This window comes from Janthinobacterium sp. SUN137, from assembly GCF_030587265.1.
Classification (GTDB): domain Bacteria; phylum Pseudomonadota; class Gammaproteobacteria; order Burkholderiales; family Burkholderiaceae_D; genus Janthinobacterium; species Janthinobacterium kumbetense.
The window spans coordinates 251,010-275,171 of sequence record NZ_JAPWHZ010000003.1 but is presented as its reverse complement, the minus strand read 5'-3'; the positions used below and the strand labels follow the sequence as shown (position 1 = coordinate 275,171).

The following is a 24,162-nucleotide window of genomic DNA, read 5'->3' as shown; positions in this document are numbered from 1 at the left end:
ATGAATAACCCGACACAATTTGCCCAGGGCCGCGCGCTGGACGTCATCTGCCTGGGCCGCCTGGCGGTGGATCTGTACGCGCAGCAGATCGGCAGCACCCTGGAAGACGCGACCAGTTTCGCCAAGTACCTGGGCGGCTCGTCGGCGAATATCGCCTTCGGCACGGCCCGCCTGGGCTTGAAGTCCGCCATGCTGTCGAAAGTGGGCGACGACCACATGGGGCGTTTCTTGACGGACACGTTATCGAAAGAGGGTTGCGACGTCAGCCATGTCGGCATCGACCGCGACCGTTTGACGGCGCTGGTGATGCTGGGCATCAAGGATAAAAACACCTTTCCCCTGATTTTCTACCGTGAAAACTGCGCCGACATGGCCATCGAGCCATCCGCCGTCGACGCCGCCTTTATCGCTTCCAGCAAAGCGCTGTTGATCACCGGCACGCATTTTTCGACGGCTGCCATGCACGCCGTCAGCACGCAGGCCCTGAAATTGGCGCGCGCCAATAACGTGCGCACCGTGCTCGACATCGATTACCGGCCGGTGCTGTGGGGACTCTCCGGCAAGGCGGACGGCGAAACGCGCTTCGTTTCCAACGACGGCGTGACGCGCCACCTGCAGGCGATCCTGCCGCAATTTGATTTGATCGTCGGCACGGAAGAGGAATTCATGATCGCCGGCGGCGGTGCCGACATCATGGCGTCTCTGCGCGCCGTGCGGGCCGTTACCCTGGCCACCTTGGTCGTCAAGCGGGGCCCGCTGGGCAGCGCCGTCATCGACAACGTGGTGCCGCACAGCCTGGACGACGCCTATAACTACCGCGGCGTGCGTGTGGAAGTGCTGAACGTGCTGGGCGCGGGCGACGCCTTTCTGTCCGGCTTCCTGAAAGGCTGGCTGCGCGGCGAGGATTATGAGGCGTGCTGCCGTTACGCGAACGGTTGCGGCGCCCTCGTCGTGTCGCGCCACGGCTGCGCACCGGCCATGCCGTCGCCCATCGAGCTCGACTATTTCCTGGCCAATGCGGCAAAACTGACGCAACCGGACCAGGACGCCACCTTGTCGCGCCTGCACCGCACGACGGTGGCGCGCAAGGAGTGGAATGAACTGTGCGTGTTTGCCTTCGATCACCGCACGCAATTCTTTGAGCTGGCGCAACAGGCAGGCGCGCCCGAATCGGCTATTTACGCCCTGAAGCAACTGATGGTGCAAGCCGTGGCGCAGACGGAAGCGGCCTTGCAACTGGCTGGCAAGACGGGCGTGCTGATCGATGGACGCTATGGCGTCGACGCGCTCAACGATGCGACGGGGCGCGGCTGGTGGATCGGCCGTCCCGTGGAATTGCCCGGTTCCAATCCGCTGCAATTCGACTGGGGCCGCTCCATCGGTTCGCACCTGCTCAGCTGGCCCAAGGAACACGTGATCAAGTGCCTGGTGCAGTTGCATCCGGACGATACCGTGGAAAACCGATTGGAACAGGAAGCGCAGATCAAGGCCCTGTATGACGCGGCGCAAGTGAGCGGTCACGAACTGTTGTTGGAAGTCATACCGTCGGAATCCTTGCCGCACGGCGACGACACGGTCTTGCGCGCCGTCAAGCGCCTGTACAACCTGGGCATTTACCCGGAATGGTGGAAGCTGGAAAGCATGTCAGCCCAGCAATGGCAAGCCATCGATGCCCTCGTGCACGAGCGCGATCCGTATTGCCGTGGCGTGGTATTGCTGGGCTTGAACGCTCCGATCGCCGCCCTGGCCGCCAGTTTTGAACAAGCCAGTGCCAGCACGACGTGCCGCGGCTTCATGGTGGGCCGCACCATCTTCCAGGAGCCGAGCCGCCGCTGGCTGGCCGGAGAGCTGGACGATGCGGGCCTGATCGCCGCCGTGCGCGCCAACTTCGAGCAGCTCATTGCCCTGTGGCAGCGCACGCGCAACCGCCTGGAGCGTGCAGCATGAGCGCCACGATCAGATTGACCATGGCGCAGGCTTTAGTCCGCTACCTGGCCGCCTTGCGCACGGAAGAGGGCGATGGTTCCTTGATCCCCCTGTTCGGCGGCGCCTTCGCCATCTTTGGCCACGGCAATGTGGCGGGCCTGGGCGAGGCGCTGTACCAGTACCGCGACAGCTTCCCCACGTACCGCGCCCACAATGAACAGGCGATGGCGCACTCGGCCATTGCCTATGCGAAAGCCCACATGCGCCGGCGCATGCTGGCCGTCACCAGTTCCATCGGCCCCGGCGCCACCAATTTGTTGACGGCCGCCGCGCTGGCGCACGTGAATCGCTTGCCGGTCTTGCTGTTGCCCGGCGACGTGTTCGTCTCGCGCGCGCCGGACCCCGTATTGCAGCAGCTGGAAGACGCCACCGATGGCAGCGTGTCGGTGAATGATGCCTTTAAACCTTTATCGCGCTATTTCGACCGCATCGTCTATCCGGAGCAATTGCTGACGGCCTTGCCGCGCGCCATCGCCGCCTTGACGGACCCGGCCGCCTGCGGTCCCGTCACGTTATCTCTGCCGCAAGACGTGCAGACGATGGCGTATGACTATCCGGCCGACTTTTTCGAGCCGCGCACCGTGCGTTTCCGCGCCGTGCCGCCCGTCGAGCAGGAACTGGAAGAGGCGGCCGCCTTGCTGAAACATGCGAAACAGCCGCTGATCGTGGCCGGCGGCGGCGTGCTGTACGGCAAGGCCAGCGCCGCCTTGCAGGCGTTTGCCGAGCGCCATGGCATCCCCGTGGCGGAAACCCAGGCCGGTAAAAGTTCCCTGCCGTGGGACCATCCGCTGCAGCTGGGCGCCATCGGCGTCACCGGCTCGCCCGCCGCCAACAGCCTGGCGGCGCAGGCGGACGTGGTGCTGGCTGTCGGCACGCGCTTGCAGGATTTTACGACGGGCTCGAACTCCCTGTTTGCGCAAGCGCAACTGGTCAGCCTGAACGTCAACGCTTTCGATGCGCTGAAACGCCGTGGCCTGGGCGTGCAGGCGGACGCGACGCTGGGCTTGCAGGGCTTGTCGCGGTACTTACCTAACTGGAACAGCGCGGGCCAGTGGCTGGACCGCGCGCAGCAGGCAGGCCAAGCCTGGCGCGCGACGGTGGACACGATTACAGGCCAGCGCGAGGTGGCCGGCTTGCCGTATGACGGCGAAGTCATCGGCGCCGTGCAGCGTTCCGCTCCCGATTCCACCAGCCGCGACATCGTCGTTTGCGCGGCGGGGACGCTGCCGGCCGAACTGCACAAACTGTGGCGCACCAGCACGCCCGGCGGCTACCACATGGAATACGGCTATTCGTGCATGGGCTATGAAATCGCCGGCGGCCTCGGCGTCAAGATGGCGAAACCGGATGCCGAGGTTGTCGTCATGGTGGGCGACGGCAGTTATTTGATGATGAATTCGGAAATCGCCACGTCCGTCATGCTGGATAAAAAACTCATCATCGTCGTGCTCGACAACCGGGGTTACGGTTGCATCAACCGCCTGCAGCAGGCGTGCGGCAACGCGTCATTCAACAATATGTTGCCCGACAGCGCACCCGCCATCGACTTCGCCCTGCATGCACGGTCGCTGGGTGCGCTGTCCGAGCACGTGGCCAACATCGCCGAGCTGGAGCAGGCCATGCTGCGCGCCCGCGCCGCATCGCGCACCTACTTGATCTGCATCAATACGGACGCCACGCGCACGACCGAGGAGGGGGGGTGCTGGTGGGAAGTGGCCGTACCCGAAGTCTCGACGCAAGCCAGCGTGCAATCTGCGCGCGCCCGTTATGAACTTGACCGCCAAGGACAACAAAAATGACTACATGGAATGTGAAGATCGGCATCAACCCGATCTCGTGGATGAACGACGATTTACCGTCGCTGGGCGGCGAGACGCCCCTGGAAACGGCCTTGAAAGAGGGCGCCGAGATCGGCTACGTGGGTTTTGAATTGGGCAACAAGTTTCCCAAGGATGCCCCCACCCTGAACGCCGTGCTGGGGAAATACAATCTCGCCTGCGTTTCCGGCTGGTATTCGGGACGGCTGGCGCAGCGGTCCGTGGAAGAGGAGATTGCCGCTGTCGGGCCGCATCTGCGCTTGCTGGCCGGCAGCGGCGCCACCGTCATGGTCTACGGCGAAGTGGCGGACGCGATCCAGGGCGAAGCCCGCCCGTTGTATAAACGTCCGCGCTTCCAGTCGGCGCAGCAATGGCAGGCGTACGCGGACAAATTGACGGCGTTTGCGAAACACTTGCTCGACCACGGCGTGCGCCTGGCTTACCACCACCACATGGGCGCCTACGTGGAAACCCCGGCCGACGTGGACCAGTTGATGGCCTTGACGGGGTCGGAAGTGGGCTTGCTGTTCGACACGGGCCACATCACCTTTGCCGGCGGCGATGCGCTGGCGGTCTTGAACAAGCACATCGATCGCATCTGCCACGTGCATTGCAAGGATGTGCGCCCCAACGTGGTGAAACTGGCGAGAAATGGCCACTGGAGTTTCCTGCAAGCCGTCATCAATGGCGCCTTCAGCGTCCCCGGCGACGGCAGCATCGACTTTCCGGCCATCCTGACGCGCCTGTATTTGCACGGCTACGAAGGCTGGCTGGTGGTGGAGGCGGAGCAAGATCCGGCCGTGGCCCCCAGCTATCAGTATGCCAAGATGGGCCACGATTACCTGGCGCGCCTGGTCGACGCGATTCCCCGCCTGGGGCGGGAGGCGGCATGAGCCCGCTGCTGGTCAAGGCTAGGGCCGGTTCGGCCATCGTCGAAGTGACGCCAGAGTCGGCCGGCTGGACGCACGTGGGCTTTGCCGCGCACCGTCTGGCGGCAGGCGAACAGCTGACGTTGGAGACGGGCAGCCGCGAACTGTGCCTCGTCGTGCTGACGGGCACGGTCACGGTGCAGGCGGGCGGGCAGACCTGGGAAGCCATCGGCAATCGCCAGAGCGTGTTTGAAGACGTCTCGCCCTACGCCGTGTATGTGCCGCTGGAAACCACGGTCGGCATCACGGCCGTGAGCAACGCGGAAGTGGCGCTGTGCAGCGCGCCGGCCACGACCCATCGCCCGGCGCGCCTGATCGACCCGCAGTCGATGACGCGTTCCGTGCGCGGCAAGGGGGCGAACACCCGCTATGTGTGCGATATCTTGCCGCAGACGGCCGAGGCCGATGGCTTGCTGGTGGTGGAAGTGGTCACGCCGTCCGGCCATTCGTCCAGCTATCCGCCGCACAAGCATGACGATGACAATATTCCGCTGGAAAGTTCGCTGGAAGAAACGTATTACCACCGCCTCAATCCCGAGCAGGGCTTTGCGTACCAACGCGTCTACACGGACGACCGCAGCATCGACGAAGCCATGGCCGTGGAAAACCACGACGTGGTGATGGTGCCCAGGGGTTACCACCCCGTCACCGTGCCGTATGGTTACGATGGCTATTACCTGAACGTGATGGCCGGCCCGCAACGCGTGTGGCACTTTAAAAACGACCCGGCCCATGACTGGCTGATGACGAAATAACAAGGACAAGACAATGACTACCCCGATGATCGGCCACTTTATTGGTGGCAACCCCATGGCGTCGCGCTCCGAGCGCACCAGCGACGTCTTCAACCCCGCCACGGGTAGCGTCACGGCGAAAGTATCGCTGGCGACGCCTTCCGAGCTGAACGCGGCCGTGGCTGCCGCTCACGCGGCCTTTCCCGCATGGTCGCAAACCTCGCCCCTGCGCCGCGCCAGGGTCATGTTCAAGTTCAAGGAGTTGCTGGAAGAACATGCGGATCAATTGGCGGCCCTGATCACGGCCGAACACGGCAAGGTGTTCACGGATGCCAAAGGGGAAGTGACGCGCGGCATCGAAGTGGTGGAATTTGCCTGCGGCATCCCGCAGCTGATGAAGGGCGAATATTCGGAGCAAGTGGCCGGCGGCATCGACGCCTGGTCGATCCGCCAGGCATTGGGCGTCTGCGTCGGCATCACGCCGTTCAATTTCCCCGTGATGGTGCCGATGTGGATGTTCCCGATGGCGATTGCCTGCGGCAATACCTTCGTCTTGAAACCGTCCGAGCGCGACCCGTCGGCCAGCCTGCTGCTGGCGCAGTTGTTGACGGACGCGGGCTTGCCGGACGGCGTCTTCAACGTGGTGCAGGGAGATAAAGAAGCCGTGGATGGCTTGTTGCACCACCCGGACGTGCGCGCCGTCAGTTTCGTCGGTTCCACGCCGATCGCCGAGTATATCTATGCCACCGGCTGCGCCCAGGGCAAGCGCGTGCAAGCCTTGGGCGGCGCGAAAAACCACATGGTCGTCATGCCGGACGCGGACATTCCGCAGACGGTCGACGCCCTGATGGGCGCGGCGTTCGGTTCGGCGGGCGAGCGCTGCATGGCCATTTCCGTCGTCGTGGCGGTGGGCAATGTGGCGGATCAATTGGTCGAGGCGCTGGTGCCCCGCATCGCCGCCCTGAAAATCACGCAAGGCATGGATTTAACAGCGGAAATGGGCCCCGTAGTGACGCAAGTGCACAAGGACAAAATTGCCGGCTACATCGCCACGGGCGTCAAGGAAGGCGCCAAGCTGGTCAGTGACGGGCGCGGTTTCGTCTTGCCCGGCCACGAAAAGGGCTTTTTCCTTGGCGGCAGCCTGTTCGACCATGTCACGCCGGAGATGACGATCTATAAAGAGGAAATCTTCGGCCCCGTCCTCTGCATCGTGCGCGTGCCCGATTTCGCTACCGCGCTGGACCTGGTCAATGCGCACGAGTATGGCAACGGCACGGCTATTTATACGCGCGACGGCAACACGGCGCGCGAATACACGCACCGGGTACAAGTCGGCATGGTGGGCGTGAACGTGCCGATCCCCGTGCCGATGGCCTTCCACAGTTTCGGCGGCTGGAAGCGCAGCCTGTTCGGCGACCACCACGCGCACGGCCCGGAATCGGTGCGTTTCTACACGAAACAGAAGGCTGTCACGCAGCGCTGGCCGGCCTCGACGGCGGCCGGGGCGGAATTCGCCATGCCGACCTTGAAGTAAAATCCGCTGTAAAACCGGCTGGTTCGCTTCTTGCTTACTGCAATGGTTAATTGTTTAGCCATTGCAGATCGCTCCCATGACGTCCAGCCGTACCCAGCCTTTGCGCATCGTTGTCGTCAACACCATTGTCGAGCACGGCGTGCACGAGAATGCGGCCCTGGCTGCCCAGGTGCAGCGCGGCAATGCCCTGCGCATCGGCTTGCTGGAATCGGGTTTCGACATCGTCGCCTCCCTGCCAGCCGACCTTTACCTCCCCGAGCGCATCGCGCAACTGCAGCCTGACCTCATTATCATCGACGCCGAATCGGATGCGCGCGACGTGCTCGAGCACATCGTCATCGCCACGCGCGACGAGCGCCGTCCCATCGTGCTGTTCACGGAAGACGGCGCCACGGCCAGCATCGATGCGGCCATGGCGGCCGGCGTGTCCGCCTATATCGTGGCCGGCTTGCATGCCGAGCGCATCTTGCCCGTGCTGAACGTGGCGCTGGCGCGCTTTCGCCAGGAAGAAAAATTGCGCGCCGAATTGCTCGACACGCGGCACAAGTTGTTTGAGCGCAAGGTGATCGAACGGGCCAAGGGCCTGTTGATGACGCATCACGGCTTGACGGAAGACCAGGCTTACCAGCGCTTGCGCAGCATGGCCATGAACAAGAAACTCAAGCTGGCGGACATTGCCCAGCGCATCCTCGACGTGGAGGACTTGCTGGGATGAATCGTCCATTTCCTGACACATGTTGGTGCAGTGCACCATTCCGGTGCGCTTCCAGCTGCCTGGGACAGGGCATGCGCAGGCACGGTCCTTGCTGCTGGATGGGCATGACCTTGCCCATGTCGGCACGGCAAAACAGTATTTATCAGCAAGGAATGGTATGACACAGCAAGCGGGCGCCAATGCCCACCCGACGCGCCCACTGCAGCCGGAAAAACAGACGATACGCATCGGCTACCTGCCGCTGACCGATTGCGCCTCGCTGGTGATGGCTTCAAAGCTGGGCCTGGATGAAAAATACGGCATCAAGATCGAACTGAGCCGGGAGATGTCGTGGGCCGGCGTGCGCGACAAATTGAATAGCGGCGAACTCGACGCTGCCCACGTGTTGTACGGTCTCGTGTATGGCGTGCAGATGGGCATTGGCGGGCAGCGGCACGACATGGCCGTATTGATGAATCTCAATCACAGCGGCCAGGCCGTCACCCTGTCGGCGGCGCTGGCGCGCGAGGGCGCCCACGATGGCCCCACATTGGCGCGGCACATGCGCGGCGCGGCGCGGCCCTTTGCGTTTGCGCATACTTTCCCGACCGGCAACCACGCGATGCTGTTGCAATACTGGCTGGCCGCGCAGGGCATCGATCCGCTGCGCGACGCGCGCGTGATGACGGTGCCGCCGTCGCAGATGGTGGCCGCCTTGCGCGCGGGGCAGATGGATGGTTTTTGCGCGGGCGAACCATGGGGTTACAAGGCCATCGTCGATGGCGTGGGCGTGACGGCCACCACCAGCGGCGCCATCTGGCCCGACCATCCGGGCAAGGTGCTGGGCACCAGCGCCGCGTTTGCCCACCAGCATCCGAACAGTTGCCGCGCCCTGATCGCCGCCGTGCTCGAGGCGGGGCGCTGGATCGATGCCAGCGATGCCAACCGGCTGGCCATGGCGGCCACCCTGGCCGAGCCTGCTTATCTGAATACGCCGCAGGAAACGCTGGCGCCGCGCATCCTCGGTCATTATCAGGATGGCCTGGGCAAGACGTGGGACGAGGCGCACGGTTTGAAGTTTTATGGCGCCGGCGCCGTCAATTTCCCCTACCTGTCGGACGGCATGTGGTTCATGACCCAGCACCGGCGCTGGGGCTTGCTGCGCGACGAACCCGATTACCTGGCGGTGGCTAGGCAAGTCAACCGCATCGACCTGTATCGCCAGGCGGCGGAAATGACGGCCACGCCCTTGCCGTCGTCACCGCTGCGCAGCTCGACCCTGTGCGACGGCGTCGTGTGGGACGGCAGCGCACCGGAAGCGTACGCGGCATCGTTTGCCATCGGCCATTTTTTCTGATTGGAGAGTTCATCATGGCGCAACTTGGAAGCGTGACCCTGGTCGGCGCCGGTCCCGGCGATCCGGACTTGCTGACCATCAAGGCCGTGAAGGCCATCGCGCGGGCCGACGTGGTGCTGATCGACGATCTCGTCAATCCGGCCATCCTCGCGCATGCGGCGCCCGGCGTGCGCGTGGTCGAGGTGGGCAAGCGGGGCGGCTGTGCTTCCACGCCGCAAGCCTTCATCGAGCGCCTGATGCTGGCCGAAGCCCGCGCCGGCCTGCACGTGGTGCGGCTGAAAGGGGGCGACCCCTATCTGTTCGGGCGCGGCGGCGAAGAGCGCGCCTACCTGCGCAGCCACGGCGTGGCCGTCGAGGTGATCCCTGGCATCAGCAGCGGCCTGGCCGCGCCGTCCAGCATCGGCGTGCCGCTGACGCACCGCGGCTGGAGCCAGGGCGCCATTTTTGTCACGGGCCATGGCAAGGATAGCGCGTCCGAACCGAACTGGCTTGCGCTGGCGCAAAGCGGCCTGACGCTCGTCATCTACATGGGCGTGGCCAGGGTGGTGGCCATCCAGGCCGGCTTGCTGGCTGGCGGCATGGCGCCCGGCACGGCCGTGGCCGTGGTGCAATCGGCCAGCTTGCCGGCGCAACGCCAACTGCTGAGCACCTTGCAGCGCTTGCCGGACGATTTGCTGGCCAGCGGCTTGGGCAGCCCCAGCATCATCGTCGTGGGCGAGGTGGTGCGCTGCGCCGATGCCTGGGGTGACCATGGCGCCTTGCTGGCCGCGGCCGTGTGACTTAGCGGATCGGCAGGGCCACGGGGCGGATGGGCGCCGCGTCGCCGCCGCGGAATTTCAGCGAGGCGCCGATGAAGGCGAACTGGTAGACCTTGTCGCGCGACAAGCCTTCCAGGTCGACCAGTTCCAGGATGGGCGTGCCCTGCTGCGCCAGCAGATACGTGTGCACGGGCAAGTAATTGCCGGCCACTTCGGAGGGAAACGCCTCGAAACTGAGGTTGTCCGCGCCCACCACCATGGCGCCGCCATCTTCGACGAGGAATTTCGCCGCGTCCAGCGACAGACCGGGCGGGTTCGCCATGTAGGCTTGCGCCTGCTCATAGTGCTGCATGCGGCCCGTGCGTATCAGCACCACGTCGCCTTTTTCCAGCGTCACCTTCTGTTGCGCCAGCGCCGCGCGCAAATCCTGCCGCGTCACGCGGTAATTGTCGGGCAGTTGCTGTAACCCCCTGGCCACGGCCACGTCGATCAGCACGCCGCGCGCGACGATGGGCGGCAGTTTTTCCGCGCCCGTCACGGTCCAGCCCCGGTCGCCCAGGTATTGCTCTTCCGTAAAACCGTTCCAGATCTTGCCGTTCAAGCCGAAGTGGTTGAGCGCGTCGATATGCGTGCCCATGTGCGCATACATGGACACGGCCGAGCCCGTGTAACTGACGTGGCGGTTCATCTGTTCGCCCACGTGCATCGAGTCGGCCACCACGTTGCCCTTCGGCGTGTGCGTCATCCACATCTGGTAGGGCGGGTCGCCTGCCGCCTGCCAGCTGGGCATGCCGATGTAGAAATCGACGGCCAGGTCGTAGCTCTTGCCGCCGTCGATGCGGGCCAGGATGGCGGCGCGCGAGGCGGCCGTCATCAGGTTCAGGCGGCCGATCTCGTCTTTCGGGCCCCAGGGGCTGATGCCCACTTCGGGCAGGGCGGTGGCCGGGGCGGCTTGCACTGCGCCGGCCAGCAGCGCCAGCAGCAGGGTGGCCAGGGTGGCGGATGGTTTGAACATGGGGTACTCCTTGCGTGACATGAATGAAGAAGCCGCCATCATATTATTTTCAATTTCAATGATAATCAGCGATAAAATAATAAGATATTCAACTGCAAGGAAAGAATCATGGATGTCCTGGCGCACATGCGCGTGTTTCGCAAGGTGGTCGAGCGCGACAGCTTCAGCAAGGCGGCGCTGGACCTGCACCAGTCGGCGGCGGCCATCAGCAAGCAGGTGCGCCAGCTGGAGGCGCATCTGGGCACGGTGCTGCTGGTGCGCACGACGCGGCGCATGAGTTTGTCGGACGGCGGGCGCGCCTATTATCTGGAATGCTGCCGGCTGCTCGATGAAATCGACGCGCTGGAACTGGCCACGCGCGGCTGCACCGGCAAGGTGGCGGGACGCTTGCGCGTGAATGCGCCGCTGTCGTTTGGCTTGAAGGTGCTGTCGCCGCTGCTGCCGGTGTTCATGGCGCGCCATCCGGAAGTGAGAATCGAGATGACGCTGGACGACCGCCTGCGCGACGTGGTGGGCGAGGGCTATGACGTGTCGCTGCGCATCCGCGCCGCGCTGGCCGATTCGTCCCTGGTGGCGCGCCGCCTGGGCGATGTCGAGCAAATGATTTGCGCATCTCCCGCCTATCTGGCGCGGCGCGGCACGCCCCGGCTGGCGCAGGACTTGCACGGCCACGATTGCCTGGCTTACCGCCTGGCCGACAGCCCCGGCGTCTGGCAGCTGGACGGCCCGGAAGGGAGCAGCAGCATCGTCCTGCCCGTGCGCTTTTCCGCCGACAGCAGCCTGCTGCTGGCCGACATGCTGGCGGCGGGCATAGGCGTGGGCGCGCTGCCGTCGTTCGTCGCCGCGCCGCTGCTGGCCAGCGGCGCCCTGGTGCGCGTGCTGCCGTCGCACGGCATGGCCAGGCGCGGCGTGTATGCCTTGACGCCCGACGGACGCCACGTGCAGGAAAAGGTGCGCGCCTTTTGCGACTTCCTGGCCGGGGCGTTGCGGGGTGCCTAGGCGCCAGGTGTTTTCCAGGGCAACCATCGAACGCGCTTTTTTTCATGTACAGGTGCGTCGCACAGGGGCTTTGATAGTATCCTCGTACTTGCTGGGCGGCCGGGGCGCCGCACATTCAAGGAAACCGGAATAAGCGATCGACAATGCACACTTTGAGCAAGCGCGGGGCGGGATCAGGCATCAGGATATGGGCGGGTGGCTTGCTGCTGGCATTGGCGGTGGGCGGCGCCCTGTATGCGGGCGCGGCGCGCACGGTCGACGACGATGCCGAACAGCGTTTCGACAACCTCACGCATGGCGCCCAGCATAGCCTGATCACGCGCGTAAAAAGCTATTCCGACCTGCTGCGCGGCCTCGAAGCCCTGTTTCGCACGAGCGAGCAGCTGACGCGCCGGCAGTTTCACGATTACGTGGCCGGCCTCGATATCGCGCGCCAGTTCCCGGCCATCGAATCGGTCAATTACGCGGTGGCCGTCCCGTCGGCGCAGCGCGCCGCCTTCATCGAGGCCGTGCGCCGCGACACCAGCCTGGCGCCGCGCGGCTATCCCGCCTTCACCATCCGTCCCGCGGGGGAGCGGCCGGAATACGCGGTGCTCACCTATCTGGAACCCGATTCCCTGCTGGCCGAACGCATGGGCGTCGATATCGGCGCCAACCCGCTGGTGGCGCAGTCCCTGGCGCAGGCGCGCGACAGCGGCGAAGTCAGCGCGTCTGGCCAGGTGATCATGATCAAGGGGCCTCCCGCGCACGTGGGCCTGGGCATGCGCCTGCCCGTGTACCGCAACGGCATGCCGCAAGGCAGCGTGGCCGAGCGTCGCGCCGCCTATCAGGGGTCCGTCGGCATCGGCTTTGGCGTGGCGCAGCTGGTGCACAGCGCGCTCGAACGCAGCGCCCTGGAGCCGCTGCACCTGACCCTGTACAGCGCTGCCGATGCGACGCCCGCCGATGGCGTCCTGCGCATCACGCCGCAGGACCGCTTGCTGTTCAACGATGACGGCGACCTGGCGGCGACGCCGCCGCAACCGGGCAGCGATGCCGACTATTTCGACCAGGTGCTGCCCGTGGCGTACCAGGGCGGCCTGTGGAAAGCCCATTTCCGCGTGCGCAAGGCGGAGCTGTACAGCCCCTTCGACCGCTATTTCCCGTGGCTGGCGCTGGCCGTCGGCGTGGCCGGCACCCTGCTCATTTATGGCTATATCTTCACCCTGTACCGTTCGCGCCGCAACGCGGTGGCGCAGCGCACCCTGCTCGATACGGTGCTCGACAGCGTCGACGCCTACGTCTACATGAAGGACGCCGACCTGCGCTACCGCTACGTGAATGCGCGCACGGCGAAGATACTGGGCCGTTCGGTGGAGCAGCTGATCGGCCGCCAGGATGGCGAATTGATGCTCGGCGATGCGGCGGCGTCCGTGCAGCGCACGGAGCGCCAGGTGTTCGACAGCGGCGCCAAGTTCGTCGGCGAGGAGCGCTTCGTCGATGCGCAGGGCCAGGTGCATCACTTGTGGAGCGTGAAGGTGCCGCTGGGCTTGCCCGGTCCCGTCACGGGCCTGATCGGCCTGTCCACCGACGTGACGGAATTGCATCGCCTGAAGGAACAGGCCGACGCGGCCAGCCAGGCCAAGAGCGACTTCCTGTCGAACATGAGCCATGAAATCCGCACGCCGATGAACAGCATCATCGGCATGGCGCACCTGGCGCTGAAATCCGTGGCCGACGCGCGCCAGCGCGACTATCTGCAGAAGATCTTCCACTCGGGGCAGCACTTGCTGGGCCTGATCAACGACATCCTCGACTTTTCCAAGATCGAAGCGGGCAAGCTGGAACTGGAAGTGCTGGACTTCCGTCTCGACACCCTGCTGGCGAACATCGCCAGCCAGCTCGGCGACGCGGCCGCCGTCAAGGGCCTGGCGCTGCAGTTCGATATCGCGCCGGAACTGCCGCAGCGCTGGCGCGGCGACCCGCTGCGCCTGGAGCAGGTCCTGCTGAACCTGACCAGCAACGCCATCAAGTTTTCCGACAATGGCAGCATCTTCGTGCGCGTGCGCCAGTCCGAGGAGCGGGGCAGCCACGGCATGCTGCGCTTCGAAGTGCAGGACCGCGGCATCGGCATGAATCAGGAAGAGGTGGCGCAGCTGTTCCGCTCCTTCCACCAGGCCGACCCGTCGACCACGCGCAAGTATGGCGGTAGCGGCCTGGGGCTGGTGATCAGCAAGCAGCTGGTGGAGCTCATGGGGGGCAAGGTGGGCGTGTACAGCCAGCCTGGCCTGGGCAGCACCTTCTGGTTCACGGCGCGCCTGGAGAAAAGCGCGCAGGCCAGCGACGAGCGCATCGCCGAAGTGGAACCGGAAGTGCTGGGCGTGATCCGTGGCGCATCCATCCTGCTGGTGGAAGATAACGTCTTCAGCCAGCAGGTGGGCTGCGAATTGCTGGAAGACGCTGGCGCCACCGTCTGCGTCGCCTGCAATGGCCGCGAAGCGCTGGAATTGCTGGCCCACCGGCGCTACGACTGCGTGCTGATGGACGTGCAGATGCCGGAGATGGACGGCTTCGAGGCGACGCGCCGCATCCGCGCCGACCCGCAGCTTGCCGGCCTGCTGGTGATCGCCATGACGGCCAATGCAGGCAGCGAAGACCGCGCCCGCTGCCTGGCGGCCGGCATGGACGAATTTTTGACAAAGCCGATCGCCCCGAATCTGCTGTTCCACCTGCTGGCGAAATGGTTTCGCCTGCGTGGCGGGATTGGCGGCATCGGCGGCATCGGCCATGTGCGCGCGGGCGACAGGCTGGTGGCGGTGCCGAAAGCGCCGCCATCGGCCGCCTCGCCGGACTTGCGCGATACGGCGATTCTCGACCTGGCCACCCTGGCGCTCACGTTCAGCAATGACCCCGTGAAGATGCGCAAGTACACCCAGCTGTTTCTCGATACGGCGCGCGACGGCATCGCCGAAATGGAGCAAGCCATGGCGCTGGAAGACCTGGGGCGCCTGGCCGACCTGGGACACCGCAGCAAATCGTCGGCGCTGGCCGTTGGCGCCCATGCCTTTGCCGGCCTGTGCGCGTCGATCGAAGGCTTGCGCCTTGGCGGCGACTTGCAGCAGGCGCGCGCCTTGCTGACGGCCCTGGGGCCGGCCCTGGCGCAGGTGGCGGAACAAATTTCCGTGGAATTTGCCGCCAGCGACGCCCCCTGACGCAGGCAGCGGCGATAATACGCGTTTGACGTCTCCGGCCACCCGGCCGGAGACGCGGCAACCCATCGGATCTGCATGCATACTCCCGTCACGCCCGGCCTCCTCATCCTGCATGGCAACCAGCTGGAACAGCTGCGCGCCGCCGTCTTCCAGTGGCTGCGCCAGCATCCGCTGGCGCCCCTGGAAACGGATATCTTCCTGGTGCAGTCGAACGGCGTGGCCGAATGGCTGAAGATCGCCCTGGCCGAGGAGATGGGGGTGTGCGCCGCCACGCGCATCGCGCTGCCGGCGCGCCTGCTGTGGGAAAGCTACCGGGGCATGCTGGGGCGCGAGCGCGTGCCGCGCGTGTCGCCGTTCGATAAATCACCGCTGACGTGGCGTTTGATGCGCCTGTTGCCGTCCTTGCTGGCCGAGCCGGTATTCGCGCCGCTGCGCTACTTCCTTGCCGATGGCGACAGCGAGCGCCGGCTGCAGCTGGCCGAGCGCCTGGCCGACTTGTTCGACCAGTACCAGGTCTACCGCGCCGACTGGCTGGCCGACTGGGCGGCGGGGCGCGACCAGCTGCGCACGGCCCGCAATGAAACCATCGCACTGAAGGACGACCAGCGCTGGCAGGCGCAGTTGTGGCGCGCCGTGGCTGCCGACGTCGAGGCTTTCGAGCGTGACACGGGCCGCGCCGACATCCACGACGCCTTCCTGGCGGCGATAGCCGCCGGCGATGCGCCTGCCGGCAAGCTGCCGCGCCGCGTGGTGCTGTTTGGCGTGTCGGCCTTGCCGTACCAGACCTTGCAGGCGCTGGCCGCGCTGGCGCGCCACACGCAGGTGGTGCTGGCCGTGCCGAATCCGTGTCAGTTCTACTGGGGCGACATCATCGACGGGCGCGACTTGCTGCGCGCGGAAAACAAGCGCCAGCGGCAGCGCAACGGCACCGACTTGGCGCAAATCCCGCTCGAAGCGCTGCATGCGCACAGCCACCCGCTGCTGGCCAGCTGGGGCAGGCAAGGGCGCGATTTCATCCGCATGCTCGACGAATTCGACGAACACGCGCAAGCCGAGGGGCGTGACGACAGCCTGCGCATCGACCTGTTTGGCGAGGAAACGGGCGAGACCCTGCTGCAGCAGGTGCAGGTGGCCATCCGCGAACTGCGCCCGCTGGCCGAGCATGAGCAGGTGCCGCCCGAGCCAGGCGACCGCTCGATCGAATTTCACGTGGCGCACAGCGTGCAGCGCGAAGTGGAAGTGCTGCACGACCAGCTGCTGGCCATGTTCGCGCACAGCGCCGAAACGGGCCTGCGCCCGCGCGACGTGGTGGTGATGGTGCCCGACATCGACACCTTCACGGCCGCCATCCACGCCGTCTTCGGCCAGTACCGGCGCAATGACGAGCGTTTCATCCCGTTCGAGATCGGTGACGTGAAGGACCGCAGCGTCAACCCGCTGCTCGTCGCGCTCGAGTGGCTGCTGCAGCTGCCGCAGCAGCGCTGCCGCCAGAGCGAGGTGCGCGACTTGCTCGACGTGCCGGCGCTGGCGACACGTTTCGGCCTGCAGCCGGACGACCTGGCCACGCTGGGCGCCTGGATCGAAGGGGCGGGCGTGCGCTGGGGCCTGGACCAGGAACACCGCGCCGGCCTGGGGCTGGGTGCGGCCGGGGAACAGAATGCGTGGATCTTCGGCGTGCGGCGCATGCTGCTCGGCTATGCCAGCGGCAGTGGCGCCAGCTTTGGCGGCATCGAACCGTATGCGGAAGTGGGCGGCCTCGATGCGGCGCTGGCGGGCTCGCTGGCGCAATTGGTCGAGGCGCTGCTGCACTGGCGCACGGTGCTGGCCGGCGCGCGCACGCCAGCCGAGTGGGGCGTGCAGGCGCGCGCGCTGCTGGCCGCTTTTTTCGACGCCGACGACGAGGGCGACCGTTTGACCCTGGCGCAGCTCGAAGGCGCCTTGCAGGGCTGGCTGGAAACCTGCGAACACGCGGGCTTCGTCGAGCCGGTGCCTCTGTCCGTGCTGCGCGTGGCGTGGCTGGGCGCGCTGGACGAGCCGACCCTGAATCATCAATTCGTCTCCGGCGGCGTGACTTTCTGCACCCTGATGCCGATGCGCGCCGTGCCGTTCCGCGTCGTGTGCCTGCTGGGCATGAACGACGGCGATTTCCCGCGCCGCGCGCAGAAGGCCGATTTCGACTTGCTGGCGCTGCCCGGCATGGCGCGCCCGGGTGACCGTTCGCGCCGCGACGACGACCGTTACCTGATGCTGGAAGCCTTGCTGGCCGCGCGCGATAAATTGTACGTGAGCTGGGTGGGGCGCAATGTGCGCGACAATTCCGAGCAGCCGCCGTCCGTGCTGGTGTCGCAGCTGCGCGATTACCTGGCCGCCGGCTGGTCGCTGGACCGGCACCTGGTATCGCTGACCACCGAGCATGCGCTGCAGCCGTTCAGCCGCCGCTATTTCGAGGCCGATGGCTTGCTCACGTATGCGCGCGAATGGCGTGTCGCGCATGCCGATGCGGATGCGCAGGCCGCCGTGCTGCCGCTGGGTCCTTACGAGCTCGATCCCGGCACCCGCCTGAAACTGGGCGAGCTGGCCAGCTTTTTGCGCCAGCCCGTCAAGTACTTTTTCCGCCGCCGCTTGAGCGTGTATTTCGCCGATGCGGCCATGCTGGGCGAGGATGAAGAGCCATTTGGCCTGAATGCGCTCGAACGCTATCTGCTGGAAGACACCATGCTGGACGACGGCGGCGCCCTGGAAGCGGCGGACGACGTGCGCGCCAGCCTGGAAGCGCGCGCAGCGAAGCTGGCGCGCGAAGGCGTGCTGCCCATCGGCTTGATCGGCCAGCAAGTGCAGGCGCAACTGGTCGAGGCGCTGGTGCCCGTGCGCAGCGCGTGGCTGTCCTTGCGCGCCTCGTTCCCGTACGCGGCTGACAAGCGCGCCATCAACCTGCCGTTTGGCGAAGTGCAGATCGACGACTGGCTCGACAAATTGTGCAGCAACGGGCGGGAGACGGCCTGGCTGATGCAGATTTCCTCGAAGGTGACGGACAAGGCGGGCCTGGCGCGCGGCGACAAGCTGATGCTGATGTGGCTGCGCCAGCTGGCCGCCGCCGCCCTCGGCTTTCCCGTCACCGGCTACCTGGTGGCGCGCGACGCCATCGTCAGCATGGCGCCGCTCGATTCGGCCGCTTCGCGCGCCGCCCTGGCCACCTTGCTGGCGCTGTGGCGCGAAGGCATGAACCATCCGCTGCCCACGGCGTGCAAGACGGGGCTGGCGCTGGTACAGCAGGGCGACCCGCGCGCCGTCTACGATGGCGGCTTCGATATCTCGGGCGAGCGCGATGAACTGTGCCTGGCGCGCTTGTGGCCCGAGTTTTCCGCGCTGGCCGCCGAAGAAGCATGGCAGGACTGCACGCGGGAGCTGTATGGCCCGCTGGCCGATTGGCTGCAAGAACACATCACCATCGACCCGATCAGCGCGCCCGATGACGGCGCGGGAGAAGAACAATGACGAGCCATCTGCTCAACCCCCTGGCGTTCCCCCTGCATGGCTCACGTCTGATCGAGGCCTCGGCCGGCACGGGCAAGACCTGGACCATCGCCGCGCTGTACGTGCGCCTCGTGCTGGGGCATGGCGACGACGGCAGCCGTTTCATGCGCCCCTTGCTGCCGGCCGACATCCTCGTGATGACATTTACCCGCGCCGCCACGCGCGAATTGTCGAACCGCGTGCGCGAGCGCCTGATCGAGGCGGCGGCCTATTTTCGCCACGAATTCGGCATTGGATCCGGCGGCAACGACCCGTTTCTCGACGCCTTGCTGGAGTCCTATCCGGACGAGAGCGAGCGGCAAAAGGCCGCGCACCGGCTGATGCTGGCCGCCGAGACGATGGATGAAGCGGCCATTTTCACCATCGACGCCTGGTGTCAGCGCATGCTGCGCGAGCACGCGTTCGACAGCGGCAGCCTGTTCGACGAAGAGCTGGTCAGCGACGAGCAAGCCCTGTTCGAGGATGCGGCCCACGATTACTGGCGCCAGCAAGTCTATCCCTTGCCGCCGCAGGCACTCGACGTGCTGCTGGCCTGCTGGTCCGACGTGGGGGCGCTGAAGAAGGGCGCGCGCGAGCTGGCGCGCCGCGCGGATATCATGGGCATGGCCGACGAAGAACCGCTATCTGCCCTGATCGCGCGCGAACAGCGGGTACTGGCCGCGCAGCTGGCCAGCCTGAAGGCGGGCTGGGTCGAGCGCGTCGACCAGATGGCCGCCTGGATCAACGACCACCGCGCCGCCAATCCCAAGTGTTTTAACGGCGTCAAGATGAAGCCGGACAATCTGGCGAAGTGGTTCGACGGCTTGCGCAAGTGGGCGCAAGACCCGCTGTTGCTGCTGCCGGCCATCACGGCCAAGGCGTGGGAACGCTTGACGCCGTTCGGTATCGAAGACGCGTTTGCCAAGAGTTTCACGGCGCAGGTGCCCGAGTGCTTCGCGCATACGGAGGCGCTGGGAATCGCCCTGGCGGCATTGACGCCGCTGGCGCACAAGCTGCACCTGCATGCGGCGGCGGCCATCGCGCGGCGGATGGATCAGTTGAAGCGCCAGTCGCGCCAGTTCGGCTTTGCCGACATGCTGCAACGGCTGCACGACGCGCTGGCCGGCGAGAATGGCGCGGCCCTACGCCAGCGCATCATCGACCAGTATCCGCTGGCCATGGTCGACGAATTCCAGGATACGGCGCCGGCCCAGTACCAGATTTTCAACCTGCTGTACCGCATCGCCGACAACGATCCGGCGCTGGGCCTGTTTTTGATCGGCGACCCGAAACAGTCGATCTACGGCTTTCGCGGCGCCGACATCCAGAGCTACCTGGCGGCGCGCCGCGCGACGACCGGCCGCCACTACCAGCTGGGCACCAACTACCGCTCGACGGCGCCGCTGGTCGCTGCCGTCAACCAGCTGTTCCTGCACGCGGAGCGCGACGAAGTACCGCTTGGTGCCTTCCGCTACCGCAAAGGGAATGACAATCCGCTGCCGTTCGAAGCCGTCGACGCCAAGGGCCGCGCCGAGCACCTGGTGAACGCCGGCGGCCCGCTGCCGGCGCTGCTGGCCGCCTGCGCCAGCGATGAAGGGCTGCGCGGCGACAGCTACCGCGAGTATTTCGCGCAGCACTGCGCCGAGCACATCGTCGCCATGCTGGGCGATGCGCAAGCCGGTTTCGATGGCCCCGACGGTTTTGCGCGCCTGCAGCCGGCCGACGTCGCCATCCTCGTGCGCGACCGCAAGGAGGCGGCCGCCATCCGCCGCGCGCTGGCGCGCCGCCGGGTCGCCAGCGTCTACCTGTCCGACAAGGATTCCGTCGTCGACAGCGAGGAAGCGCAAGACGTGCTGCGCTGGCTGGCGGCGCTGGCCAACCCGCTCGACGGGGGACTGGCGCGCGCCGCCTTTGCCACGCGCACCATCGGCCTGTCGCTGGGCGAGCTGGCGCGCCTGTCCAGCGACGAACTGGAATGGGAACGCCGGGTCGAGCAGTTGAAGGCCTTGCACCTGATCTGGCAGCGCCAGGGCGTGCTGGCCATGCTGCGCCGCTTCATCCACGAGCTGCAATTGCCCGCCATGCTGCTGCAGCAGACGGGCGGCGAGCGGCGTTTGACGAATCTGCTGCACCTGGCCGAACTGCTGCAATCGGCCAGCCGCCAGCTCGATGGCGAACAGGCGCTGATACGCTGGCTGGCCGAGCAGATCGCCGGCGAAGGCGAGGGCGGCGACGAGCGCGTGCTGCGCCTGGAAAGCGATGCGGAGCTGGTGAAAGTCATCACCGTGCACAAATCCAAGGGCCTCGAATACCCGCTCGTGTATCTGCCGTTTGCCGTCACGGCGCGCAAGGTGGATAAGCGCAACCGCAGTTTCTTCGACTATGCGGATGACAAAGGCGAACGCCGCCTCGACTTGTCGCTGTCCGACGAAGCCATGGCGGCGGTCGAGGAAGCGCGCATCGAGGAAGACTTGCGCCTGCTGTACGTGGCCCTGACGCGCGCGCGCCACTTCCTGTGGCTGGGCGTGGCCGCCCAGGCGGCGCGCAAGGCGGGCGAGAATACCTTGCACGAATCTGCGCTCGGCTATCTGCTGACGGGCGGCGACAAGCTGCCGGCGGAGCAATTGCTGCTGCGCTGGCAGCAGGTGGCGGGCAGCTGCGACGCCATCTACGTGGCTTCCCTGGCGCAGCCCGACGCCTGCACGGTGCTGGACCGGATCGAGCGGCGTCCCGAACTGCGCCCCGCGCCCGTGTTCGCGGGCGAATTCGAGCGCGACTGGTCGGTGGGCAGCTTTACGTCGCTGACGCGCCAGATCGGCGCCGTGGCGGCCCCGCACGTGCCGCAGCGGGCGCTGGAAGAAACCCTGCTGGAAGATGGCACGGGCGTGCCAGCGGTCTCGCCGCTGCAGACGGGCGACGCGCCATGGCACCGCTTCCCGCGCGGCTCCGTGCCCGGCAATTTCCTGCACGAGCAGCTCGAGTGGATGGGCAGCGAAGGCTTCGACAGCGTCCACGAAGCGCACTTCGACGCGCGCCTCGCGGCGCGCTGCGAGCGGGCGGGCTGGGGCCACCGCCAGGAAGACGCCATCGCCTGGCTCAGGGAAGTCGCCGTCACGCCGCTGCCGCTGCTCGATGCGTCGCTGTCGCAGCTGGACAGCACCTTGTCCGAGATGGAGTTCTGGTTCCCCAGCGAGCATTTGTCCACGGGCGCGCTCGACCAGCTGTGCACGCGCCTGCTGCTCGACGGCACGCCCCGTCCCGTGCTGCCGCGACGCCAGCTGCACGGCATGCTGAAAGGCTTTGCCGACCTGGTGATCGAACAGGATGGCCGCTATTGGGTGCTCGACTACAAGTCGAATGCGCTGGGCGCCAACGACGCGGCCTACCACACGGCCGCACTGGCGGCGGGCATGGCGCAGCACCGCTACGATATCCAGGGCGCCATCTACATGCTGGCCCTGCACCGGCTGCTGAAAAGCCGCCTCGGCGACGCCTACGACCCGGCCGAACACCTGGGCGGCGCCATTTTCCTGTTCCTGCGCGGCATCGCGAATGCGGACACGCATGGCTGCTACTGGCTGGCGCCGCAGCTGGAACTGCTGGACGGCCTCGATCAACTGTTAGAAGAAACGGAACACCATGCAGCATGACGCACAGATGAACGCTTTGTTTGCCCATGTCGACGGCGTCGCCGAGGATGGCCATCTGCGCCGCCTGAGCGCCGCCTTTGCCCGCTTCATCGCCAGCCTGGACGAGCAGGCGCCGGATGCGCCCGCCGTGGCGGTGGCGTGCGTGGTGCTGTCCGAGCTGGAAGGGCGGGGCCACAGCTGTTTGATGCTGGCTGACCTGGCCGGCGAACCGTCGCAGCTGCTGGGCTGGAGCGAGGAGCTGTGGCATGCGGTGCTGGCCGTTTCCGGCCCGCTGCCCGACAGCGCCGCAGGCTGGCGCGCGCTGCTGGCCCGCGCGCCGCAGGTGTGGCTGGTGGGCGCCGCCGACGTGCGCCAGCCGCTGGTGCTCGATGGCGACCGCTTGTATCTGCGCCGCTACTGGCGCGACGAGACCCTGGTGGGCGGAAAAATCGCCTTGCGCGCGCAGGATTTGAGCACGCCGCCGCTGGCGCAGGTGCGGCAATGGCTCGACATCCTGTTCGATCAACCGACCCGGGACGGTGGCCCGGACTGGCAAAAAGTGGCGTGCGCCGTCGCCCTGCGCGGCAAGGTGGCCATCATCACGGGCGGTCCCGGCACGGGCAAGACGTACACGGTAGCCAGCCTTTTGACCCTGCTGTTTGCCGTCTCGCCGCAGCCGGAGCAGCTGCGCATCGCGCTGGCCGCGCCCACGGGCAAGGCGGCCGCGCGGCTGAAGCAGTCGATCGACAAGGCGCTGGAAGGCTTGGCGGCGAAGGCGGCGCGCGGTGATCAAGGCTTGCCCCTGCTGGAACTGGCGCGGCGCATGGGCGCGGCGCGTACCCTGCATAGCCTGCTGGGCGCGCGGCCCGATACGCGCGCCTTTGCCCACCACGCGGGCAATCCGCTCGAGGTCGACGTGCTGATCGTCGATGAAGCGTCGATGGTGCACCTGGAGATGATGGCGTCCGTGCTCGACGCCTTGCCGCCCACGGCGATCCTGATCCTGCTGGGTGACAAGGACCAACTGGCGTCCGTGGAAGCGGGCGCCGTGCTGGGCGACTTGTGCCACGACGCGCAGGCGGGCGGCTATACGGCCGATACCATCGCGTATGCGCAGGCGGCCAGCGGCGTGGCCATTCCACCTGCCTTTGCGGGGGCGGCGGGCGCGCTGGCGCAGCAGACGGTGATGCTGCGTCACAGCCACCGTTTCAGCGGTCCGATTGGCGAACTGGCGCTGGCCGTGAACGGCGGCAGGCCGGATCTGGCCAAGGCCTGTTTCGCCGGCGACAGCGGCGGCCAGCTGGCGTGGAGCGTGACCGCGCAGCCGGACGAGGTGCTGCGCCTGGCCCTGCGCGGCAGGAGCGATGCGCCGGGCGGCTACCAGCCCTACCTGGAACTGGTGAATGCGGGTGAGGAGGGCTATGCGCAGCACGACGACTGGGTGCGCGCCGTGCTGCACGCTTTTGAAGCGTTCCGCATCCTGTGCGCCGTGCGCGAGGGCGAATGGGGCGTGGCGGGCCTGAATACGGCCATCGAGCTGCGGCTGGAAAAGGAAGGGCTGATACGCCGCAGCGAATGGTATGTGGGCCGTCCCGTGATGGTCACGCGCAACGACTACGGCACGGGCGTGTTCAATGGCGACATCGGGCTGACCCTGCGCGACCCTGCGCGGCCCGGCTCCCTGCGCGTGTATTTCCTGGAAGGCGAAAACGTGCGCAGCGTGCTGGCCACGCGTTTGCGCCACGTGGAGACGGCGTTCGCCATGACGGTGCACAAGTCGCAAGGCTCGGAATTCCGCCATACTGTGCTGGTGTTGCCGCAGGAAGGCGGCGCCATGCTGGCGCGCGAACTGGTTTACACGGGCATCACGCGCGCGCGCGACTTCTTCACCCTCGTCTCGCCCACGCAGGCCGTGCTGTTCGACGCCATCCTGCGCCGCACGCAGCGGGCCAGCGGCCTAAGGGGGTTGATCGGCTGATGGCTTGACCGGGTTAGACAGGTTTCCA

The 24,162-nt window shown here is 66.3% G+C and carries 14 protein-coding genes; 13 read left to right on the top strand and 1 reads right to left on the bottom strand.

Translation table 11 applies throughout. The features are described 5' to 3' along the window. From iolC to cobA, 8 genes are all read left to right on the top strand, one after another. Complete coding sequence (gene iolC / locus O3298_RS16165) at positions 1 to 1,947, top strand: 5-dehydro-2-deoxygluconokinase (RefSeq protein ID WP_305059987.1); 1,947 nt, start codon at positions 1 to 3, stop codon at positions 1,945 to 1,947. Beyond that, positions 1,944 to 3,785, top strand: a complete 1,842-nt coding sequence (iolD, locus tag O3298_RS16160; RefSeq protein WP_305059986.1) for a 3D-(3,5/4)-trihydroxycyclohexane-1,2-dione acylhydrolase (decyclizing) — start codon at positions 1,944 to 1,946, stop codon at positions 3,783 to 3,785. Before iolC ends, iolD begins: the two co-directional genes overlap by 4 nt. Then, positions 3,782 to 4,696: a myo-inosose-2 dehydratase gene (gene iolE, locus O3298_RS16155; protein WP_289917219.1), complete on the top strand. Its 915-nt coding sequence runs from the start codon at positions 3,782 to 3,784 to the stop codon at positions 4,694 to 4,696. The genes iolD and iolE overlap by 4 nt, the downstream gene beginning before the upstream one ends. Continuing rightward, on the top strand, positions 4,693 to 5,487 hold the full coding sequence (gene iolB, locus O3298_RS16150) for a 5-deoxy-glucuronate isomerase (protein WP_305059985.1): 795 nt from the start codon (positions 4,693 to 4,695) through the stop codon (positions 5,485 to 5,487). Before iolE ends, iolB begins: the two co-directional genes overlap by 4 nt. Before the next feature lie 13 nt (positions 5,488 to 5,500). Continuing rightward, positions 5,501 to 7,000 (top strand): CoA-acylating methylmalonate-semialdehyde dehydrogenase, encoded by a 1,500-nt coding sequence (locus O3298_RS16145; protein ID WP_305059984.1) that lies wholly within the window; start codon positions 5,501 to 5,503, stop codon positions 6,998 to 7,000. Positions 7,001 to 7,076: 76 nt separating this feature from the next. Further along, positions 7,077 to 7,715: an ANTAR domain-containing response regulator gene (locus tag O3298_RS16140; RefSeq protein WP_099664422.1), complete on the top strand. Its 639-nt coding sequence runs from the start codon at positions 7,077 to 7,079 to the stop codon at positions 7,713 to 7,715. Between the two features lie 157 nt (positions 7,716 to 7,872). Beyond that, positions 7,873 to 9,051, top strand: coding sequence for a CmpA/NrtA family ABC transporter substrate-binding protein (locus tag O3298_RS16135; protein ID WP_289913942.1), 1,179 nt, complete (start codon positions 7,873 to 7,875; stop codon positions 9,049 to 9,051). A gap of 14 nt (positions 9,052 to 9,065) precedes the next feature. After that, positions 9,066 to 9,830 (top strand): uroporphyrinogen-III C-methyltransferase, encoded by a 765-nt coding sequence (gene cobA, locus O3298_RS16130; protein ID WP_305059983.1) that lies wholly within the window; start codon positions 9,066 to 9,068, stop codon positions 9,828 to 9,830. A gap of 1 nt (position 9,831) precedes the next feature. Here cobA and O3298_RS16125 read toward each other — a convergent pair whose 3' ends face one another. Continuing rightward, positions 9,832 to 10,824 (bottom strand): cyclase family protein, encoded by a 993-nt coding sequence (locus tag O3298_RS16125; protein WP_305059982.1) that lies wholly within the window; start codon positions 10,822 to 10,824, stop codon positions 9,832 to 9,834. A 108-nt stretch (positions 10,825 to 10,932) separates the two neighbouring features. Between O3298_RS16125 and O3298_RS16120 the strand changes: the two genes are divergently transcribed. The 5 genes from O3298_RS16120 (at position 10,933) to recD (ending at position 24,134) form a co-directional block, all read left to right on the top strand. Then, positions 10,933 to 11,823 carry a LysR family transcriptional regulator gene (locus O3298_RS16120; protein ID WP_305059981.1) on the top strand — a complete coding sequence of 297 codons (891 nt, stop codon included), beginning with the start codon at positions 10,933 to 10,935 and terminating at the stop codon, positions 11,821 to 11,823. Between the two features lie 200 nt (positions 11,824 to 12,023). Then, positions 12,024 to 15,014: a CHASE domain-containing protein gene (locus O3298_RS16115; RefSeq protein WP_305059980.1), complete on the top strand. Its 2,991-nt coding sequence runs from the start codon at positions 12,024 to 12,026 to the stop codon at positions 15,012 to 15,014. 75 nt (positions 15,015 to 15,089) lie between these two features. Further along, a complete protein-coding gene (gene recC, locus O3298_RS16110; protein WP_305059979.1) occupies positions 15,090 to 18,509 on the top strand; it encodes an exodeoxyribonuclease V subunit gamma in 3,420 nt (1,139 codons plus the stop codon). Continuing rightward, the gene (gene recB / locus O3298_RS16105; protein ID WP_305059978.1) at positions 18,506 to 22,177 is read left to right on the top strand and encodes an exodeoxyribonuclease V subunit beta; all 3,672 of its coding nucleotides are present in this window, start codon (positions 18,506 to 18,508) and stop codon (positions 22,175 to 22,177) included. Before recC ends, recB begins: the two co-directional genes overlap by 4 nt. Then, entirely contained in the window at positions 22,167 to 24,134 is a 1,968-nt protein-coding gene (gene recD, locus O3298_RS16100) for an exodeoxyribonuclease V subunit alpha (protein ID WP_305059977.1), read from the top strand. The genes recB and recD overlap by 11 nt, the downstream gene beginning before the upstream one ends. The last annotated feature ends 28 nt before the right edge of the window (positions 24,135 to 24,162 follow it).

Bases quoted from the DNA above. Each gene is read 5' to 3' on its own strand.
- recB (WP_305059978.1), top strand. From the start codon at position 18,506: ATGACGAGCCATCTGCTCAACCCCCTGGCGTTCCCCCTGCATGGCTCA.
- recC (WP_305059979.1), top strand. From the start codon at position 15,090: ATGCATACTCCCGTCACGCCCGGCCTCCTCATCCTGCATGGCAACCAG.
- O3298_RS16125 (WP_305059982.1), bottom strand. From the start codon at position 10,824: ATGTTCAAACCATCCGCCACCCTGGCCACCCTGCTGCTGGCGCTGCTG.
- O3298_RS16135 (WP_289913942.1), top strand. From the start codon at position 7,873: ATGACACAGCAAGCGGGCGCCAATGCCCACCCGACGCGCCCACTGCAG.
- cobA (WP_305059983.1), top strand. From the start codon at position 9,066: ATGGCGCAACTTGGAAGCGTGACCCTGGTCGGCGCCGGTCCCGGCGAT.
- O3298_RS16120 (WP_305059981.1), top strand. From the start codon at position 10,933: ATGGATGTCCTGGCGCACATGCGCGTGTTTCGCAAGGTGGTCGAGCGC.
- iolD (WP_305059986.1), top strand. From the start codon at position 1,944: ATGAGCGCCACGATCAGATTGACCATGGCGCAGGCTTTAGTCCGCTAC.
- iolC (WP_305059987.1), top strand. From the start codon at position 1: ATGAATAACCCGACACAATTTGCCCAGGGCCGCGCGCTGGACGTCATC.
- iolB (WP_305059985.1), top strand. From the start codon at position 4,693: ATGAGCCCGCTGCTGGTCAAGGCTAGGGCCGGTTCGGCCATCGTCGAA.
- iolE (WP_289917219.1), top strand. From the start codon at position 3,782: ATGACTACATGGAATGTGAAGATCGGCATCAACCCGATCTCGTGGATG.
- O3298_RS16145 (WP_305059984.1), top strand. From the start codon at position 5,501: ATGACTACCCCGATGATCGGCCACTTTATTGGTGGCAACCCCATGGCG.
- recD (WP_305059977.1), top strand. From the start codon at position 22,167: ATGCAGCATGACGCACAGATGAACGCTTTGTTTGCCCATGTCGACGGC.
- O3298_RS16140 (WP_099664422.1), top strand. From the start codon at position 7,077: ATGACGTCCAGCCGTACCCAGCCTTTGCGCATCGTTGTCGTCAACACC.